Raw genomic sequence first — 20,235 nt, 5'->3', positions numbered from 1 at the left:
ATAACCAATATAATCTACGGCTTTAAAACATGTCGCTACAGAATAATCTCCTGATCTTGAACAAGCGCTTGAGCCTCTTCTAACAGATCCAGACCACGTTCATGGAACATGAGGGCTTTGCTTTGTTGTACAAATGCCTCAATGGGATGTGCGCAAACAAAGGCCATAAAGACATGGTCACAGGACAGACGACTCACCAAAACCAGCATTTCTTGAGCACTCCCAAAAGAAGCCTCCAAAAATGCCAGTCCATTGTTCACATGCGTTGTAATGGTATGGACGTCTTGTGCCATCACGCGACAGGCATCATTGAATGCTTCCTTTGCTGCCGAGAAAACCATGGCGTTAGCATCTTGAACAGAAGCGCTTTGGACGGCAGGCTCCATCGCCGCACGATGTGCTTGCATGCGAATTTGCTCCCAAAGCGAGGCGCTACTCGTGAGCTTGGATAGCTGCTCGGAAGATACCTTGCCTTCATTTTGTGCATCCACCAGCTTGGTTGTAGCCTGAGAAGCACACTCGTCTATCTTGGTAAGCACGGGCATGTCAGAGCTGCTGGTGGCCGTAGGTGCTAAAGCCACAAGCTGGTTTTTAAGTGCTCGACAGGACTGCTCGTATATCTGCTGCGCATGCACTTCGTTAAGAATGACGCTTATGAGCAAGTTGACTACGGCAATGCGCTCATCAAACGGTGCGTCCGCAGCACGAGACACAATGCTGCTGTCTACCGAACCATCTAAGATATCAGCCACCTTGTAGTCATCTTCATACTTGCGAAACAGATCAAGGTACAAGGAGAAGTCTTCTGCAATGCGCCCGTCTTGGATGTACTGAGAAATAAGATTGAGGTCAACCTTGATTTTCTCGGCATCGTAGGCATAGATCATGCGTGAGAGGTCTTCCCAACCACGAGCCGTAACAATGCGTGCACCTGTTGCTGCGGCACGAACCTTGTAAAACGCCTCGGGTTTATTGGATAGGAAGGTAGTAATAGCTGGATGAACGCCAGAAGTAACCGCATACTTTTGCCAAACATCTAGGTTTGCCTCAATGTCTATACGCTTCATACGGTCCATCATAGCGGGGTCAAACTCACGCGCCGCGCGATTATACTCGGGCGGATTACCAGCACACACAATAACCCAACCCGCTGGAAGCTGATGCTGGCCAAAAGTCTTATACTGCAAAAATTGCAACATCGCCGGCATGAGCGTTTCACTTGCACAGTTAATCTCATCCAAAAAGAGGATGCCCTCGGAAATGCCCGTTTTTTGAATGGCATCATGAACCGCCGCAATGATCTCGCTCATGGTATAGCGAGAAACGCGATACTGCTGGCCGGCAAATTCGGATGTATCAATATAGGGCAAGCCTAACGCAGACTGACGCGTATGGTGCGTGATGGAATAACTCACAAAATTGATGTGCATGCGCTGAGCAATCTGAGCAACAACAGCCGTTTTACCAATACCTGGAGGTCCCATAAGAATAAGCGGACGCTGCATCATAAACGGAATGCGATACGCACCAAACTCATCTTTGGACAAGTATGCTTTAATTGCACCTTCTACCTGGGATGTTGCTTCGCTGATGTTCATACACGGCTCCTTGTGTGAGCTTAATAAACGGACAGAGACTCAAACTGACCAGAATTTATAGTGAGCTGAATGGCCCATGCGGGAACCAAATCAGGACGATGGTCTTCATCATAAAAGATGAAAGCTGCCTTAAATGGTGGCATAGTTTCTGGATATATGCCCCAGCCATCGGTAAAATAAATGACGCCCGCAAGATCATCAAATTCACCTTTTTGACGCAACTCCTGAATATAGCGAAATGCCGGCCTAAAATCGGTACCACTAAAGCCATGCAGATCAATTTTTTGTCGCCACTGGTTCATTTCCTGCACGCTCGTGATTTTGGTATCGCTGCGCACCTGTAGATCGCACTGGATGATGTGTACGTTTATCTTCTCAAAGAAAGACTCTGTACTGCACAGCACGTCATAGGTGGTGTCCACAAATTGCTGCACGATTTTGCCTGTGACCGAACTGGAGGTATCCAGCACAATGACAAAGTCCCGAATACGGTTTTTATTGCTGTACTCCAGCGGCTCTATCAGCGGCATATCCTTATAGAGTGACAGCCCGTAGGTGTAAAAAATGTAGTCAAACTCATCTTCCGATAAGCGCATATCCTCTTGATAGGTTGCAAACTGCCGCAAAAACTCCCGGTAGTCTATCTCTTCATGTTGACTTACAGTAAGCTGGTGCATAAGTCCGCGCAGCTTAGAGCCGCGTTCACGCGAAAGCGTCTCCAAGTCCACGCGCATAGAACGCGCAGCTTTTGACCAACTCTCCTCTGCACGCTTCATTTGCTCTGGCGTAAGCGAAAGCTGGGCCTCTTTTTCTTTGATCGTGGCGCTTTGCTGCTGGGTATGGTCCGGCTCGGACAGTGCAGCATTCTCTTGCTCACGTGCCTGGTCAAGCTGGGATGCTTGCTCAAGATTAGCAGGCTCATCCAGCTCCCTATCCAGCTCCTCACCCGAATCCCTATACGAGTCAGAACCGTCTTTTGCAGCTTCTGAGCTTTGGCTTTTTGAGTCAGAGGTGCCTGAGTCCTGTGGTAGAGCACTAAAATCCTGTTGACCAGCTTTTGTGCCACCAGGGCCTTGATTGCTGGACTCACTACGAGAACCCGATTGTTGCTGTGGCAGCGACTGCGCATGAGAAGCAAACCATGCCTCATGGTCATCTACAAAGAACAAGGGCTGCCATATGGAGCGCATATTGGCATAGCCGCCCGTACTAAAGCTGTGATAGAGGCGCTCAGCAGTTAACTTTCCAGCAAAATCATCATAGAGAGCCTCAAGAACAGCCTCGATCTTATCGCCACGCTCTCCGGGACGTGCACCCACAATATCTGCCACGATCATCTCTGCAATGATGTCACACGCCAAACTCCATGCAGCGCTGTGCACATGACTGCCCACAAAGGGATGCAAAAACAAACAGTGTGCCAAAACATGAACGTAATCGTGCAAAGGAGGTTGCTGCTCCTCCAAATAGGTAGTAATGACACGGTGAGTATCTACAAACAATACTGAGCCATTCGTAGAAAAGCTCTGCTTTTGCTCACGTAGCTCCAGCTGCAAGAGCCCCAAAGAACCCGCCAGAAAATGGTTGTTTGCCACCAGCATGCCTTGCGTAAGCTGCATAATGCGCTGCGCCAAAGCAGACTCTTGCGAATCCACGTCTACCTCCTTTTACAGGCTGTAGCCCACAAACGTACTACAACAAGAACTCATCGAGAAAATCATCCGACACAACGGGCGAGAAAAGCTGGTGCTTGCGGCTGAGAAGCCACGTTGCTGCCTCTGCATAGCCCGCTTGGGATGCGGCATCTATGGCTTTATCAAAGCTTTTCTCATCAAAGGCGTCAGGCCAATTGCCAACCTGTTTGAGCTGGGCAATTTTGCCATTTTTTGCGAGCACACACAAAAGTGTGGTATTGGCGTCAATGCGCTTGCTGGGACGTAGGTAGCCAACCATCTCTACCACAAGATCAATATCTGCCTGCAGCCACGTAAGTGCAGTGAGGCGCCCTAGAAAAACAGAGGGCATCTGTTGACACACAAAGCGCACCACACGGCTATCCGCACGCGGCACCACCAGCGCACCCATGACCTGCTTTATAACAGGAGAACCCATCTCATGGCTGTTATACAAAACAAGCAGTTTGCGCGCCAAATCAAAACATATATCTGCTGTAACGTCATCGCGCTCGGAGGCGTGCCTAATGCTATGCCACGCACGCACCACACAGGCTCGGTAGACGTCATCAAAAACCGTTGCATCAAACAGCCCCTCAGAGGCTAAGGTGTACACAACGTCACAGGTGGTTTGTAGATTGGTGGGAAACGTGTAGGCGGCGCCCGTCAAGGCCTCATGAGCACTAAAGTCCTCAAAGATCTCGGTCGCAACCGTCTGATCCATCAGGTTTAAAAACAGCGTAGGACTAGAACGGACCAGATCAAAGCGCGTATACACACCATCGTGCACGGACATGGCAATATCACGACGCACCTGCGGGTTAGGATCGGCCAAAAGATCCACGCCCTGCATAAGCAGCCAGCGCGCACAATCCTCATGTCCGCAGCGCAATGCCAAAGCAAGCGCCCATGATGAATAGGCAAACGGTGCCAGCATGCTCCACAAACGTTGCAGTATGGCCAGATTGCCTAAACATGCCGCACGTTCCAACAAATCCACGCAGCTTACTGCATCAAGCAATGCAGCGTTTGCTTGTAGCGCATCCAAGGCCTCTGGTACCGCTTTGCCAGAAACAAGCGCTTCTTGAGCTGTTTGCACCAGTTGTTCAAGTGCTTTGTTTGCCGTTGTAGCAGGTTTTTTAGAAGCCACATGCCATGACTGACCAGTTGATTGATTACTCACGATGCACGCCTTTCATCCTTAGTCAGACTATACCAAGTAGCACAAAAAAAGCGACCCGAAAGCCGCTTATCAATCGTAGTTGCTACGCAAAAACACGATCAAGATATTCAATAATGGCATCAGACTCGTACAGAGCCGCCCCATCTATGAACAAACAGGGCACTTGCTGCTTGCCACCTTTTGTCACAAGAAAGGCAAGGTCATCAGGGCTTTCACTCACATTATGCAAGCCTATAGTGATGTTGTGACGCTCCATAAAGCGCAGAACCTTAACGCAAAACGGACAGGTAGGGCGATAGTACAGCTGTAAATCTGGAATGACCATATACATCCTCACGGTTGCTTACTCGAACCGGACTACTATACCGCAAAATACCGCACATAACACGGACGAGAAACCCGTGCTCCTGTTGCGTATACAGCATTGTACGGTTGCTCTTACTAGTCCTGGACTAGTCCTGGTAGACAAGGTGTTTATCGTCAATGACATACAGTGTGTTATCCAAATACCGCCGTGCAAGCCACCGAGCCATCCCAAGGTTTTGATCAAGGTAGTTGCCACATTCTTCAGGCGCCGCGCCAGGAATGTCTCCGGTAAAGTCTCGTATAAACTCAAACATACGTATTACCAGATCAAGTACCTCGCGCGAGCTATAGTCACCAAACACCACCAAGTAACAACCAGTACGGCACCCCATTGGTCCAAAGTACACCACTTTGCTAGACCACTGCTCATCATTACGCAAAAACGTAGCACCTAGATGCTCAATGGTATGCAGCTCTGCCGTATTCATAACAGGCTCCCTATTAGGAGCGGTCATGCGCAGATCAAAGGTGGTAATAACCGACCCGGTTGTACTATCTTGATCCTTACGCGATACATACAGTCCTGGTTCTAAGACCAAGTGATTAACCGTAAAACTTGCAATTTTATCCATGAATGCTCCTTTGAGCTTAGCTAAACAAGGTACAGCACAACAATACGTCTATAGTACGTCTGCAGAACAGTACGCCTGTATAAGTATATGCGCTTGTGGCCTTATATGTCTGGGTGGTGGAGTAGGATTAAACCGACACCTTCAAGCAAGAAAGGCTTACTATGACCGACTGCCCCGCCCAAGTAACACTAGGTGAGCGCATTCCTTGGCCCGATGATGAGAGCTATGCAAATATCCCCGCAGATGAAGCGCTGGATCTGTACCTTGACTGGGTTGCAGACCAAGCTATTGAACCCTGGGATCACCAGCTAGAAGCGCTTCTCGATCTTGCGGCAGGCAACCATGTAATCTTGGGCACGCCTACCGGCTCAGGAAAATCTCTGGTGGCGTTGGGTCTATGCTTTCTTGCGGTGTGCACCGATCGTCGCGCCTATTACACTGCCCCTATTAAGGCGTTGGTTTCCGAGAAGTTCTTTGCCCTGTGTGACGTGCTTGGCAAAGACAATGTGGGCATGATTACCGGTGATGTGGTCATAAACGCACAGGCACCCATTATTTGTTGTACCGCAGAAATCCTTGCACAGGATGCTCTACGCTTTGGTATGCAAGCAGACATAGGCTGCGTGGTTATGGATGAGTTCCACTACTATGGCGACTCTGATCGTGGTTGGGCCTGGCAGGTTCCACTGCTCACGCTACCGCATACACAATTCTTACTGATGAGCGCCACCTTGGGTGACGTGAATGCCATCACACAAGCTCTGGAGAAACATACAGGTCGTGCCGTTGATCTGGTACTTACGGCACCGCGTCCCGTGCCCTTATCGTATGAGTTTGTCGAGACACCCCTGGAGGCCACGGTAGAGCTCGCGCTGCGCGACGGGGATGCCCCACTCTACATTGTGCATTTCTCGCAAGAAGCTGCAGTTAAAAGTGCCCAAGCCTTAGCCAGTTATGGCGTATCCACCAAAGAACAGCGTGATCAGATTAAAGACGCGCTTAAAGGTGCTCGTTTTAACACGGCCTTTGGCAAAACCCTTAAACGGCTCTTACTTACCGGCGTTGGAGTACACCATGCAGGCATGCTGCCACGCTATCGCCTACTGGTAGAACGGCTTGCACAGCAAGGACTTATCCCCGTTATTTGCGGAACCGATACCTTGGGCGTGGGGATTAACGTGCCCATACACACCGTGCTGCTCACACAACTCACCAAATTTGATGGCCATCGTATGCGACGGCTTAACGCACGAGAATTCCATCAGATTGCTGGACGTGCAGGGCGGTCTGGCTTTGATACAGAGGGTCGCGTTATTGCTCAGGCAAATGAATATGACATTGAGCGTGCACGTGCGCTTCTTAAGGCAGCTGGAGATCCCAAGAAGATCCGCAAGATTAAACCTAAAACACCACCGCACGACTTTGTCAGCTGGAACAACAAAACCTTTGAACGGCTCATTGCAGCTACACCAGAGCCTCTTCGCCCACACCTCAAAATTACCAACTCCATAGTGCTTGCAGGGGTGGAACAAGGCGCTGATGCGTGGAGTCGCCTTCATGCGCTCGTGGATGAATCTGCGCAGACAGATGCTCAAAAAGCGGAGCTTTCTCAGCATATAGATGAGGTGCTGGCAACACTGTTAGACACACAAGTGATCTCTCGAGACGTTCCTGCAGACACACCCCTTGGTCCTGCCAACTACGCCCTTGAGACCGATCTGCCACAAAACTTCCTGCTTACCCAGCCTCTCTCGCCCTTTATGTTGGCTGCCCTTGAGTTGCTCGATCCCCAAGATACCAACTATGCCCTCGACCTTATTTCCATGGTGGAGGCAACGCTGGACAATCCCAGCCAGATTTTGCGCGCTCAAGAAAAAGAGCTGCGCAGCAAAGCACTGGCAACGCTCAAAGCACAAGGTGTGGAATATGACGAGCGCATGCAACAGGTACAGGAAATCACCTATCCCAAACCTCTAGAAGAGCTGCTTACACAGGCTTTTGCCAGCTATTGTGAGCAGGTGCCCTGGGCAGCAGACTATGCCCTAGCCCCCAAGAGCATACTGCGCCAAATGGTTGAGTCCGCTTCTGACTTTAAAACCTATAGCAGCTGTTACAAGCTTTCCCGCTCCGAGGGAACGCTTTTGCGCTATCTATCCGATGCGTATCGTACGCTCGCACACACCATTCCCGAGCACTTCATAGATGAGCGTCTGGCCGACATCATTAGCTGGCTTTCTATTGTGGTGCGCACCACGGACTCCAGCCTTATTGATGAATGGTCTCAGGATAGCTCACAGGACCAGGGGGCACAGTATGCCGCTCCTCATGCCCCCGATGCCGTTGTGGTTGATCGTCATGGCACTACCCTTTTGGTGCGCAACTCCCTGTTTGCGCGCGTGCGCCTTGCCGCCTTTGGTCGTACCGATAAACTCGGCGATCTTGACTCCGATTGGGGCTGGCGCCAACTGGTGTGGCAACAGGCACTTGATGCGTATTTTGAGGTGCACACAGAAATCCTGCTGGACGCAGACGCACGCAGCACCGCTTATCTCTCCATTGATGAATCTGACGAGAAAAGCGCACATGTTTGGCATGTTCACCAAATCTTTAGTGATCCCGAAGGCGATCATGATTTTGGCATTTGGGCAGATGTAGACTTGGATGCCACACAACAGGAAGGCTCAACCATCTTTACCAACTATCGTGTGGGCTTTTTTGAGGATGTTCAGTCCCGCTAATATTTTGGCTGGTAGAATTATCTATCTCCTAGTATGTTTGCTTTTGAGAGGACCTCATGGCTATCAACTACCAAAATGCGCGCTACGAAGCCTCTTTTGGCACTGCCGCGCAGCTTCCAGAGTCCACAACTCCAGAGATTGCGTTTGCTGGCCGCTCCAATGTAGGCAAATCTTCGCTGCTCAATAAGCTGTTTAGTCGCAAAGCACTGGCTCGAGTTTCTTCTCAGCCTGGCAAGACCGCAACTATCAACTTTTTTGAGGCGGATGGGATTCGTTTTGTAGACCTTCCCGGCTACGGTTTTGCAAAGGTCAACAAGGGTGAACGTCAGCGCTGGGCAGATCTTATCGATGGTTACTTTAGCGATAATCGCAGCTTTAACCTGGTTATTGCTTTGGTGGATATTCGCCACGATGCTCAAAAGCTGGATGTACAGATGTTGCATTTCTTAACAGCAAATCAAATTCCCTTTATTGTTGCCCTCACCAAGGCAGACAAACTGAGTAAGAATAAACAAAATGCCCAGGCAAACGCCCTTGCCAAACAGTTTGGCTTGGACCGTATGGCTATGGTCATTACCTCTTCGGAAACGGGACAAGGTTTGGATGAACTCAAGCGCTTTATTGCCAACGCCGTAGAAGAAGACTAATAGAAAAAGGTTATATGTCTCAAGATACATTTGATCCCAGCGAGGGCAGTCCACACGCCGACGCCGCTCATGCCGCTCATACCGCTGATGCCTCCAACACCGCTCATGCCGCTGATCAGCTCACGCAACAAGATCCCATATTTGTTGCCGAGCAAGAGCACCTAACGCAAACCTATAACACGCTGGTCGAGCTGCGCGATGCCCTTAACTCAGAGCTAGAAACCGCTCACAAAGGTGCTGCTCAAGACCTGCGAGACCTTTCGGATGAGATCCGCATAGACTTTGGTGGCGCGGATGAAACCATGGAAACCTTGGCAGCAATAGAAACGCTTAATGCGGTCATTGATGCCTATAACCAATACCATGATTTCTCGGTAGACAAACTACGGCGTATCCTTCTTGCGCTCCAGCGCCCCTACTTTGCCATGGTACGTCTGCAGATGCGCCCCAACCAACCTGCGCGTGACATCTACATTGGCGCTGCAGGAGTGACCGATAATGCACGTCGCCCTCTCATTGTGGACTGGCGCTCCCCCGTGGCGGAAACCTACTACAACCAGCAAATGGGTAAAACGTCCTATCTGGTGGACGGGAAAGAGCGCAGGGTTACGCTGGAGCTGCGTCGGCAGTATGACATCTTTCGTAACACGCTGCATAACTACTTTGATACCACGGTTGCCATCCAAGACTCCATGCTGCTCAATACCCTCAAGCGGCATCACTCCGAGAAGCTCCAAGCAATCACCGCAACCATTCAGCGTGAACAAAACCAAATTGTTCGGCATGCCGATGTCCCAGCTCTGCTCGTTGATGGTATTGCAGGCTCTGGCAAGACCTCCGTTTTGTTGCAGCGCATTGCCTATTTGTTCTATCAAGAGCGAGAAACACTACGCCCTGACCAGGTGTATCTCTTTACACCCAACAGTGTCTTTGAGTCTTACATTGACCAAGTACTCCCCTCCCTTGGCGAGTCTAATCCACAGGTCTTTACTTGGAAGAGCTTCATGTCCCAGCTTGGCTTATCCGAGCGCAATTCCGGTGCTGATGATTCTCCAGAAAGTCTTGTTGCTCTACAAGCAGCCCTATCTGGTCTGAGCTTCCAAGATGAAGACTTCAAAGAAATCCGCATGCATGACACGGTGCTCCTTAAGTCCCAACAAATCGCCTCAGCCCTTGCAAAGTTTTCTCAGTTCCCACCCAGTCCTAAGCTCATTGCCCTTACCAAGGATGAGCTGCATGAGCGGCTGAATCGCCGCCTAGGCCAGCTTGCTAAAAACGAAGACCTTCAAGAGGAAATGCTTTCTCTTAGTCTCGAAGAGCAGGTAGAGCTGTTTGGAGAATCCCTCAATCCCGTCAATGACGAGGAAACGCAAGCCTATGCCAAACGCTATGTTGACCTGCGTTTCTCGGATGCCCACGAAGAGATCGAGAAGGTAAACTGGCTGCGCTTTGATCGCATTGGTATGCGTATGCTCAAAACAGATCACCTGACTGCAGCGGAGTGGCTCTACCTTAAGATGCTCATTACTGGCATAAACGCTCGTGATGCTCGCTTTGTTCTTATTGATGAGGTGCAGGACTACACCGCCACGCAGCTCATTGTGCTTTCGCGTTACTTTAAACGCGCTCATTTTATGCTGCTTGGTGACAAACATCAGGCAATCTTTGAGGGCACTGCTAGCTTTGAGGAGATCAAAGACATCTTTGTGCAAAGCCATGGTGCTATCGAGGCCATCAAGCTCACCACCAGCTACCGTTCTTCTCCAGAGATTACGCAACTCTTTGGCCACTTGTTGGATCCCAGCGAACGACGTACCCTACGCTCCATTCATCGTCCCGGTGTTAAACCCCAAGTTATGGCTATCGAGAATACCGATGAATATCTGGCGTGCATACGCCAAGCAGTAGCGCAAGCCCATGAACGTGAAGGTCTAACAGCAGTACTTTGTGCCCACAAGGATCGCGTCTTTTGGCTGGCCAAGCAGCTCGGTGATACCGTGGTGCGCGTACGCGATAATGAGCCACTTCCTAAAGAGGGCGTTATTCTTATTGATCTTGCGCTGGCTAAAGGCTTAGAATTTGACGAGGTCATCATCCCCGATGCTCAGGCAACGGAGTATGACAACTCAGATCTATCTCGCCGCCGCCTGTACACTGCCATCAGTCGAGCTATGCACCAGGTAACCATCTTATCTCAGGGAACGCTCAGTCCCGCATTACAGGAAGCACTTGCGGACAGTGCTGTTGACAGTGCTGTTTAATGCTGCCTTACGGGATTACTGCCACCTTACGGTATAGTTCAAACTTGTAATGCTCGATCAGAGCCACCCTTACAAATCAGAGCTATTCTTACAAAATAGTTCCAGCGCGGTTGCATCAAGCAGCCGCGCTTCATTTGAAGCATGAGAAGCCACCAACAAAGCACGGCCCTTTAAATAGTCCTTCACAAACTGTGCTGCGTGTTCATGCGTCTTATAATCCAATGATGAAAATGGCTCATCCAGCAGCACCACATTTGAATCATGCAACAGCGCACGGACAAGCTCCACACGACGGCGCTGACCGCCAGATAACTGACAAACAGGCTTATCTAACACAGCTTCAGACTCATCATGCATCAGTAGCTCGCCCAACACGGTACGAATCTTGTGCTCTGATACATATGCTCCGCATACCAACTGAACATTTTGCACGGCAGACAGTGCTTCTACCAATAAGGTTTGCTGGCTCATGAGAGAGAACCTTAGCCAAGGAGCAACATGTCTTTGGCCTTCTAAAACAGGAAGAAGTCCTGCAATGCTATTAATGAACGTGGTTTTTCCTGCACCAGAAGGATCACAGATCACAAGGCATTCAGCTTGGTGTAGGACAAAATTAAAAGCATCTGTTGCATAGCTGCAGTCGTATCCCAGTACGGCATCACACAAACGCACAAGCTCTACTCCCCCAGCAGTAGGTCGATTACCAGTGGCGCTTGTCTTAACAACAAACCGACCACCAGCAGTAGGCTGCCCAGCAGTGGCACGAGACGGCGTAAGCCCTAGCAAAGACAGTTTTAGAGCCCAGCCGCCAGATTGCGCAAGCAACCACACAAAGCACTTCTCGCCTAACCACGATAAAGCTACCACGGCAATGGTCCAAGCAAATACATCGCCTACTTCAAACAAAACTTTTGCCTGGTATATGAAATACCCCATAGAGCCTGTGGGTGTGCCAATTAGCTCTGCCGCCACTCCGGCTTTCCAAGCCATGCCACAGGCATGTTTACTGGCAGCAATCAGGTATGGGAGCACTTGTTGGTAGCCATCGGCTAAAAACTGGCGAGCAGAAGCAACGCCAAATACTTCCAACAGGCGCTGCAGATCATCCGAAGAACTTTCCATGCCCTGTAGTGTTGCAAGGTAGATTGCAGGAAATACAACAAGAAACACGGCAAGGGCAGAAACGCCTTTGGATCCCACCCACATAAGCAACAACACAATGATGCACACAATGGGTGTGCTTTTAAGCGCTAAGACAGCAGGTTCAAGCACGGTTTTAAGAAGCCGTGAGTGCGCAGCTCCAATGCCTAGAGCAAATGCAGCAGCAAACCCAACGCTAAAACCAAGCACAATGCGCACAAACGAGAAGCCCACGGCGCTTGCAAAGGCGGCAGAACAAACGATGCGCCCTAAACGTGCAAGGGCAACAAAGGGACTTACTAAAATCAAATCATTATCAACTGCCAGCGCAATGAGCAACCAAACTATAAGCCACAGCATAATGGCGCCAATACGTGATAGCACCTTGTTACAGGCACTGTCAGATATAGTGAATAGTTTCAAATTCCTCATGATGCCGTTCTAAACACTGTAATAAAAATCATCATCGGGAAGTTTGCCGCCCACGGAAGTGGGATCAAACTCATTAAGCACACTCAGATAGCCAGAAAGTGCCTTCTTCATGGCTTCTCCCGTCACACTCACGATGTTGCAGTTTGGAATTGCAGCCTCGGCAATCTTCTCGTTAGCAACAATGCCGGCCTCCACCACTAGGGCTGCAGCAGAAGCAGGATCATTGTTGACGGCATCAACCGAACGTGTATGGCGAGCGAGAAAATCTGTGATAGCATCGGGATATTGCTGGGCAAATTCCTTACGGACCACCGTTACACCCGTAACAAATTGGCTGCCCGTATCCTTTGCATATTCACTCCAAACATCAGCCAGTGCGATGGGAGCCTTGAGACTGGTATTTTTTGCCATAGCGGCAGTGGTAAAAGGCTGAGGAAGAATGGCCACAGCTTGGGGATCAGACGAAAGAAGTGCTACGCACTCGGTATGCTCACTCTTAAACTCAAGCGTAACCTTATCGGCAAGACCAGCTTGGTTGAGCAGGTAGCGGAAGGTATACTCAGGACTTGCACCCTGACCAGCAAGGTATACGGTACGACCTGCTAAGTCTGCAAATGTAGAGATGGATGTGTCGGCACTAACAATGGACAGCACACCTAAGGTATTGATGTCTATAACCTGTACAGCACCCTTAGTCTTGTTATAAAGCACCGACGCAACATTGGAGGGTACCAAAGCAATATCGGTATCCCCTTTGATAACAAGAGGTAGTACCTGATCGGGCGCACCAGAAATGGTATAGGAATAGGTAATGCCTTCAGCTTTTTGTGGCGTGGTGGCACTATCCGCTGTAGGAATACCGGAGGTGTCTTTCATCATGGGCAAAAGGCCAATAGCAGTAGGGCCTTTAAGCGCGGCAACGCGTACCGTTACCGTGCTAGCAGCTTGTTCGGTTTTTGGAGCTGAGTCTTTATTTTTAGACGTGGAGGAACACGCCGATAGTGTTAAGAGGCAGCCAGCACCAAACAAACCAAGCGCTTCACGGCGAGAAACCAACTGATTCATACAAAACTCCTTATGAAGGTATATGATCGATAGTTCTATTTTCTCACTCTATGAACTGCTCACCAAACCTGGCAAAAAATATGATACAAAGGCATCTTAAACGACATAGCCACCCGCAAAGCGAGTGGTTATGTCAGAAGGTATGGTTCAAAACACTATGAATACACTGTTACGACGTCTTTACCACGGATTTCATAAAACTTGGAATGCTTACTTACTTTATCGAACAGTGCTGTACCAGACTTATTTTTGAGATACAAACAGCCCTGATCTCCTTTACCTGAGGCATAGGCTAGGTGCGCAACACCATACTCATTTCCCTCTGTATCTTTGAGCAGAAATATATTGGGGTCTTCTGTTGCCTCAAACGTTCCGTTGGTAATGTTTTGCTTTGTATCAACCAGCTGCCAACGGCTACTGGTATCTTCTGTATGGAAGGAAGGATCGCCTAAACCGCTTTTATGATCGCTATATGAGTCATCAATCTTAAACCCATTAACAGATCCCTCTTTCAAGAACGTTAGTTCTTGAACCGCTCCAAATGAAAAAATGATTCCCACTATGGCGAGCAAGCCAAGGAGGGCAAGGGATATTCTTAGGGTCCAGGTCTTCATGCTGCTCAACCCCCATTCATTAAGAGCTATAGCATAAGTATAGCAAAAAGGAACATTGTTATATAAGACATTGCGCGTTACTGATGTTCCCCTTTTGCAAAAAAGCCGGAAGACATCTGTCCTCCGGCTCTTAAGAAACACCTATATGTGCAGACTAGAACTTAGACACCTTACAGCTCGGCATACAGTTCCTTAAGTTTGAGCAAGTGCTCATAGCGCTCCATAGCTGCCTGCTCGTTGCGAGCAAAGAGCTCTTCTGCACGCTCGGGGAACTCGGTAGTAAGGCGAGCATAACGAGCCTCATTCATGAGGAAGTCACGGTAGCCTTCCTTAGGAGCCTTGGAGTCCAAGCTAAACTTCTTGCCCTTCTCGGCCTCTGGGTTAAAGCGGAAGAGGTTCCAGTAGCCGCACTCGACTGCCTTCTTCATCTCTTCCTGTGCGTGCTGCATGCCACCCTTCTTGATGGAGTGCATCTCGCAGGGGCTGTAACCAACAATCAGAGAAGGACCATCGTATGCCTCTGCCTCGGCAATTGCCTTGAGCGTCTGAGACTGATTTGCACCCATTGCTACCTGAGCAACGTATACATAGCCATAGCTCATGGCAATCTCTGTAAGAGACTTCTTCTTTACGTCCTTACCGGCGGCAGCAAACTGTGCCACCTGGCCAAAGTTAGATGCCTTGGAAGCCTGGCCACCGGTGTTGGAGTAAACCTCAGTATCAAAGACAAAGACGTTAACGTTACGACCAGATGCCAAAACATGGTCTAAGCCGCCAAAGCCAATGTCGTAGGCCCAGCCGTCGCCACCAAAGATCCAGAAGGACTTCTTGGAGAGGAAGGACTTGTCTGCCAGAATTGCCTGAGCTGCCTCAGAACCATTATCCTCAAGAGCAGCAATGTAGGCCGCAGATACATCCTGTGAACGACCGTTGTCATTGCGGTTCTCTATCCAAGCAGTAGCAGCCTCTACAAACTCATCAGATACCGTACCGGACTCAAGCAACGCCTGTGTTGCCGCAACCAGACGATTTTGCTGGGACTCATAGCCAAGCTCAAAGCCCATGCCATGCTCTGCATTGTCTTCAAACAAAGAGTTATTCCATGCAGGACCATGACCGCAAGCGGTAACCGTAAAGGGCGATGTAGCTGCAGGATTACCCCAAATAGAAGAGCAGCCAGTAGCGTTGGAGATGTACATACGATCGCCAAACAACTGCGTTACCAAACGAGCATAGCTGGTTTCTGCGCAGCCAGCACAGGAGCCAGAGAACTCAAGCAGAGGCTTGTGGAACTGAGAGGACTTTACGTTCTTTGAGGAGAACAGCTCGTCCTTTTGCTTTACCTCACTATAGATGTAATCCCAAACGGGCTGCTGTTCAAGCTCATCTTCCTGGGCAACCATGCTCAGAGCTCCTGCAGGGCAGATGTTTGCACAGTTGTGGCAACCCATGCAGTCCAAAGGACTGACCGTGATACCAAACTTATAGCCGGTATTCTTAGGCATCTTGAGATCAACCATACGGGTAGCTTCAGGAGCAGCTGCAGCCTCTTGCTCAGTCATGGCAAAGGGACGAATGGTTGCGTGAGGGCACACATAAGCGCACTGGTTGCACTGGATGCACTTGGTTTCATCCCAATGAGGAACCAATACGGCAGTGCCGCGCTTCTCGTACTGGGACGCACCAAGCTCCCACTGACCATCTGCGTTGTGAGCAAAGGCAGATACGGGCAAGGAATCGCCATCCATAAGGTTGATGGGGGTAAGCAGTTCCTTTACCTGCTTTACAATGGCCTCACGGCCCTTAAGGCTCAGGTGGCTGGGCTCATCACTTGCGTCTGCCCAATCCGCAGGAACATCAAACTTGTGGAATGCGGTAGCGCCAGCATCAATAGCCTTCCAGTTAGCTTCGACGATAGCCTGGCCCTTCTTAGCATAGCTCTTCTCGGCAGCATCCTTCATGTACTGCAAAGCATCGGCAGCAGGCAAAATGTTTGCCAGCGCAAAGAATGCGGATTGCAATACGGTGTTGGTGCGCTTGCCCATGCCAACCTTGGCAGCAAGATCAGTTGCATCAATGAGGTAGATAGAAATGTTGTTCTTGGCAACATAGCGCTTAGCATTTGCTGGGAAGTGCTTGTTAAACTCCTCATCACTCCACTGGCAGTTAAGCAGGAAGGCGCCGCCAGGCTTAACGTCACGGACCATCTTGAAGCCCTTAATGACGTAGCTGGGGTTATGACAAGCAACAAAGTCTGCCTTGGTTACATAGTACGGAGAGCGAATAGGTGCATCACCAAAGCGCAGGTGAGAAATGGTTACGCCACCCGTCTTTTTGGAGTCATACTGGAAGTAGGCCTGTACGTACTTGTCGGTATGGTCACCAATGATCTTGATGGAGTTCTTGTTTGCGCCAACGGTACCGTCGCCACCAAGACCCCAGAACTTGCACTCAATAGTACCCTGTGCGGCCGTATTAGGAGCATCAGGATCCATGGGCAGGGACAGGTTGGTAACGTCATCCACAATGCCAATCGTAAACTCACGCTGAGGTGCGTCTTTTTTAAGCTCTTCATAGACGGAGAAGGCTGCCGCAGGGGGCTCATCCTTGGAACCCAAACCATAGCGGCCACCCACAACAACAAGTTCAGTCTTGCCAGCCTCATACAAGGCAGAGACTACATCCTGATACAGAGGCTCACCAATGGAACCAGGCTCTTTGGTACGATCCAAAACCGCAACCTTTTTAACGCTTGCAGGAAGCGCGGCAACAAAATCTTTGACCGACCAAGGACGATATAGACGTACCTTTACCAGACCGACCTTCTCGCCATGAGCATTGAGGTAGTCGATAACCTCTTCCAGAGTGTCACAGAAAGAACCCATACACACGACAACGCGATCTGCATCGGCAGCGCCATAGTAATCAAACAGGTGATAGCTGGTGCCAAGCTTCCCATTGATCTTGTCCATATAGCCCTGAACAATGGCAGGAAGCTCAGTATAGGTAGTGTTGCAGGCCTCACGATGCTGGAAGAAGATATCACCATTTTCATGAGAACCACGAGCTGCTGGATGCTCTGGATTGAGAGCATGATCACGGAATTCCTGGACAGCATCACGGTCAAGCATGGTTGCTAAATCATCAAAATCCCAGGTAGCAACCTTTTGGATCTCATGAGACGTGCGGAAACCGTCAAAGAAGTTTACAAAAGGCACCTTGCCAGAGATGGCAGAAAGGTGTGCAACAGGAGAAAGATCCATAACTTCTTGCACGTTGCCTTCTGCAAGCATGGCAAAACCGGTTTGGCGAGCAGCCATAACATCGGAATGATCACCAAAGATATTAAGAGCATGCGTAGCTATGGTACGGGCGCTCACATGAAATACCGCAGGAAGACCCTCTGCAGCAATCTTGTACATATTAGGAATCATAAGGAGCAAGCCCTGGGAAGCGGTATAGGTGGTGGTAAGAGCACCAGCACCCAAAGATCCGTGAATCGTACCAGCAGCACCGCCCTCGGACTCCATCTCTACAACATTGACAGGGGTTCCAAAGATGTTTTTAAGCCCGCGCGCCGACCACTGATCTACATGATCTGCCATGGGGCTAGAAGGCGTAATGGGATAAATACCTGCGACTTCCGTAAAAGCGTACGACACCCATGCGGCGGCCTCATTGCCGTCCATGGATTTGAATTTTCTCGCCATTTCCTCTCCTTAGAACATAGCGAACCACTCGTATGCAAGCGGCATCAATAAAGCATTCATAAAGCACATGGCCGACCCTTCCTTCTTAAAGGTACGCCCATGCCCTTCAATAATACTCCATGCACAGCAGTTCCAAAAAAGAAAATTCTGCATAGAGTGAGTTATTTTTTCGATAATTTCCTAAAGTTAAGTGGGATTTACTTAATACTTTGGATATAAACGCTCTATACCAGCTTGTACATGGATCCGTCTACAAGCTTATTTCCAAATTCAGATAAAGTATGCATAAGGAAAAGAGATAAGGACACATCATGAAAGCCCGAATTTTGTTGGTAGAAGATGACCGAGATATTGTGCGTACGCTTTCTGAACTCTTGATAAGCGAGGGCGCACAGGTAGTGTGCTGTGACACGCAAGACGCGGCCATTGCCTACGCCACCGGCGCACAGCCTGGTAGTGAGATACAGCGTGGCAATAGGATGCAGCTTACGACTGCTCACGAGAAACCCACGGCTGCGGCATTTGATATTGTTCTTATGGATATTAGTCTGACGCAAGGCAACGGTTTTGCCGCCTGCTCAGCCATCAAAGCTGCTCAGCCCAATCTGCCCGTGGTCTTTTTGACGGCATCAGGTGATGAATTTAACACCGTAACGGGACTGTCCATGGGAGCCGATGACTACATTGCCAAGCCGTTTAGGTCTCGCGAGCTTCTGGCGCGTATTGCTGCAATTTTGCGCCGACAGCGCCCCGCAGCAGAATCCTTACTTAAAACGGGTGACGTGATCATTGATACAGCCCGAGCCCGTGTAAGCAAGGCCGGTGCAGAAATTGATCTTTCCGCTATTGAGTATCGCCTACTGCTTGTACTTGCTGCGCATCCCGGAACCCTCATAACACGCGATGCCTTGCGAGAAGCGCTTTGGGATGATGCGGGTGCCTACGTAGGAGACAACACCATTTCTGTATATATAAAGCGCTTGCGCCAAAAGTTGGAAGACGACCCAGTAGAGCCTCGCATTATTCTAACGGTGCGCGGGCGTGGCTATAAGGCGGCTGAAGCATGGAACTAATGCTGCATAACAAACATTTGCGCATAGAGCTTGGCTGTCTGTTGGCTGTGGGATTGCTGTGTACACTTGTTGCTGCTCTGTTAGCTGGCGAGAAGAGCGCGCTTATCGTAGGCATCATGGCACTGCTTCTGAGCTGCGTGCACTTGGGCTGTATGCTGTGGCATACCAAACAGATCGCCAAGCTAACCCAGCGCATTGATGATGCTTTGCACACGGACAAGCCGCTCTCCTTTGCAGATATGCGTGAAGGGCAGCTAGCTTTGTTGGGTAGCCAAATTGATAAAACCTTTGGCAAGCTCGTGCGCTTAAATACCCAGCTAGAAGCCGAGCGCCAATCTTTGGCAGACTCATTAGCAGACATTAGTCATCAACTGCGCACGCCCATGACCAGTCTAGGTCTTGAACTGGAACTTATCCGCAAGCACACGTCAGACCCCGAGATTGCACGTCGTTTGCGTCATGGTGAGCGCCTGATTGACCGCATGTGTTGGCTCATAGAAACCCTCTTGCGCCTAGCGCGCATTGACGCCGGAACCATTCACTTGGAGCAAAAGGATGTCGAGGTACGCGGCTTAGTACGCAACGCTCTACGCCCCTTAGAAGTAGCACTAGATTTGGCCGATATTACCGTTGTGCAGTCTATCGATAAAGACATCAGCTTTAAGGGCGATCCCGCCTGGTCTAGCGAGGCGCTGCAAAACATCTTTAAAAATTGTCTTGAGCACACCCCTGCAGGTGGCAGCATTACCGTAACTGCCACGGAAGATACTTTGGCCTGTCGCATTAGTATTACCGATACTGGTAGTGGCTTTGATGAACAAGAACTCCCCCATATTTTTGAGCGCTTTTATCGGGGCACAACTCCTGTGGATGAGACGAGCTCTGCCGTTAACCCGGCAGGGGTAGGCATTGGCCTTTCCTTAACACAGGCAATAATTTTTGCGCAAGATGGGCGCATCCGTGCCTTTAATAACAAGGATGCTAACGGGCAGGTTACGGGTGCCTGCTTTGAGATTGCGTTTTATAAAGCCGTTGTCTAAACAAGGTCGCGCAGCTAAGAACATACGGTAACTGAGCAAGCCTACGCCGCTAGAGTCGCTGGAGCCGCTGAAACCGCCAGATAAAACTACGCATCCAACCAAGCACACGCTCACAATGACAAA

The 20,235-nt window shown here is 49.8% G+C and carries 14 protein-coding genes; 5 read left to right on the top strand and 9 right to left on the bottom strand.

The genetic code is table 11. The features are described from left to right. Positions 1–35: 35 nt before the first annotated feature. The 5 genes from HMPREF1091_RS02660 to HMPREF1091_RS02640 form a co-directional block, all read right to left on the bottom strand. A complete protein-coding gene (locus HMPREF1091_RS02660) occupies positions 36–1,598 on the bottom strand; it encodes an ATP-binding protein (RefSeq protein ID WP_002563293.1) in 1,563 nt (520 codons plus the stop codon). Positions 1,599–1,618: 20 nt separating this feature from the next. Next, the gene (locus HMPREF1091_RS07990; RefSeq protein ID WP_002563292.1) at positions 1,619–3,253 is read right to left on the bottom strand and encodes a vWA domain-containing protein; all 1,635 of its coding nucleotides are present in this window, start codon (positions 3,251–3,253) and stop codon (positions 1,619–1,621) included. 37 nt (positions 3,254–3,290) lie between these two features. After that, positions 3,291–4,454 (bottom strand): hypothetical protein, encoded by a 1,164-nt coding sequence (locus HMPREF1091_RS08400; protein WP_002563291.1) that lies wholly within the window; start codon positions 4,452–4,454, stop codon positions 3,291–3,293. A gap of 82 nt (positions 4,455–4,536) precedes the next feature. Further along, the gene (locus HMPREF1091_RS02645; protein ID WP_002563290.1) at positions 4,537–4,779 is read right to left on the bottom strand and encodes a glutaredoxin family protein; all 243 of its coding nucleotides are present in this window, start codon (positions 4,777–4,779) and stop codon (positions 4,537–4,539) included. Between the two features lie 127 nt (positions 4,780–4,906). Then, positions 4,907–5,392: an S-ribosylhomocysteine lyase gene (locus HMPREF1091_RS02640; protein ID WP_002563288.1), complete on the bottom strand. Its 486-nt coding sequence runs from the start codon at positions 5,390–5,392 to the stop codon at positions 4,907–4,909. Positions 5,393–5,553: 161 nt separating this feature from the next. Between HMPREF1091_RS02640 and HMPREF1091_RS02635 the strand changes: the two genes are divergently transcribed. The 3 genes from HMPREF1091_RS02635 to HMPREF1091_RS02625 are packed head-to-tail and all read left to right on the top strand — an operon-like array spanning position 5,554 to position 11,038. Further along, entirely contained in the window at positions 5,554–8,130 is a 2,577-nt protein-coding gene (locus tag HMPREF1091_RS02635) for a DEAD/DEAH box helicase (protein WP_002563287.1), read from the top strand. 56 nt (positions 8,131–8,186) lie between these two features. Next, positions 8,187–8,777, top strand: coding sequence for a ribosome biogenesis GTP-binding protein YihA/YsxC (gene yihA / locus HMPREF1091_RS02630; protein WP_002563286.1), 591 nt, complete (start codon positions 8,187–8,189; stop codon positions 8,775–8,777). A gap of 14 nt (positions 8,778–8,791) precedes the next feature. Further along, the gene (locus HMPREF1091_RS02625; protein WP_002563285.1) at positions 8,792–11,038 is read left to right on the top strand and encodes a HelD family protein; all 2,247 of its coding nucleotides are present in this window, start codon (positions 8,792–8,794) and stop codon (positions 11,036–11,038) included. Between the two features lie 69 nt (positions 11,039–11,107). Here the strand turns inward: HMPREF1091_RS02625 and HMPREF1091_RS07985 are convergent, their stop codons facing one another. The 4 genes from HMPREF1091_RS07985 to nifJ form a co-directional block, all read right to left on the bottom strand. Next, positions 11,108–12,601: an ATP-binding cassette domain-containing protein gene (locus HMPREF1091_RS07985; RefSeq protein ID WP_196792749.1), complete on the bottom strand. Its 1,494-nt coding sequence runs from the start codon at positions 12,599–12,601 to the stop codon at positions 11,108–11,110. 18 nt (positions 12,602–12,619) lie between these two features. Continuing rightward, the gene (locus HMPREF1091_RS02615; protein ID WP_002563283.1) at positions 12,620–13,675 is read right to left on the bottom strand and encodes an ABC transporter substrate-binding protein; all 1,056 of its coding nucleotides are present in this window, start codon (positions 13,673–13,675) and stop codon (positions 12,620–12,622) included. Between the two features lie 155 nt (positions 13,676–13,830). After that, the gene (locus HMPREF1091_RS02610) at positions 13,831–14,289 is read right to left on the bottom strand and encodes a hypothetical protein (RefSeq protein ID WP_002563282.1); all 459 of its coding nucleotides are present in this window, start codon (positions 14,287–14,289) and stop codon (positions 13,831–13,833) included. A 170-nt stretch (positions 14,290–14,459) separates the two neighbouring features. Next, positions 14,460–17,999: a pyruvate:ferredoxin (flavodoxin) oxidoreductase gene (gene nifJ, locus HMPREF1091_RS02605; protein ID WP_002563281.1), complete on the bottom strand. Its 3,540-nt coding sequence runs from the start codon at positions 17,997–17,999 to the stop codon at positions 14,460–14,462. A 311-nt stretch (positions 18,000–18,310) separates the two neighbouring features. Between nifJ and HMPREF1091_RS02600 the strand changes: the two genes are divergently transcribed. Both HMPREF1091_RS02600 and HMPREF1091_RS02595 read left to right on the top strand, forming a co-directional pair. Next, the gene (locus HMPREF1091_RS02600; protein ID WP_002563280.1) at positions 18,311–19,072 is read left to right on the top strand and encodes a response regulator transcription factor; all 762 of its coding nucleotides are present in this window, start codon (positions 18,311–18,313) and stop codon (positions 19,070–19,072) included. Next, complete coding sequence (locus tag HMPREF1091_RS02595; RefSeq protein WP_002563279.1) at positions 19,063–20,112, top strand: sensor histidine kinase; 1,050 nt, start codon at positions 19,063–19,065, stop codon at positions 20,110–20,112. Before HMPREF1091_RS02600 ends, HMPREF1091_RS02595 begins: the two co-directional genes overlap by 10 nt. The last annotated feature ends 123 nt before the right edge of the window (positions 20,113–20,235 follow it).

The organism is Atopobium minutum 10063974, from assembly GCF_000364325.1.
Taxonomy (GTDB): domain Bacteria; phylum Actinomycetota; class Coriobacteriia; order Coriobacteriales; family Atopobiaceae; genus Atopobium; species Atopobium minutum.
The sequence above is the reverse complement of the archived record's forward strand: the minus strand, read 5'-3'. Positions and strand labels throughout refer to the sequence as shown.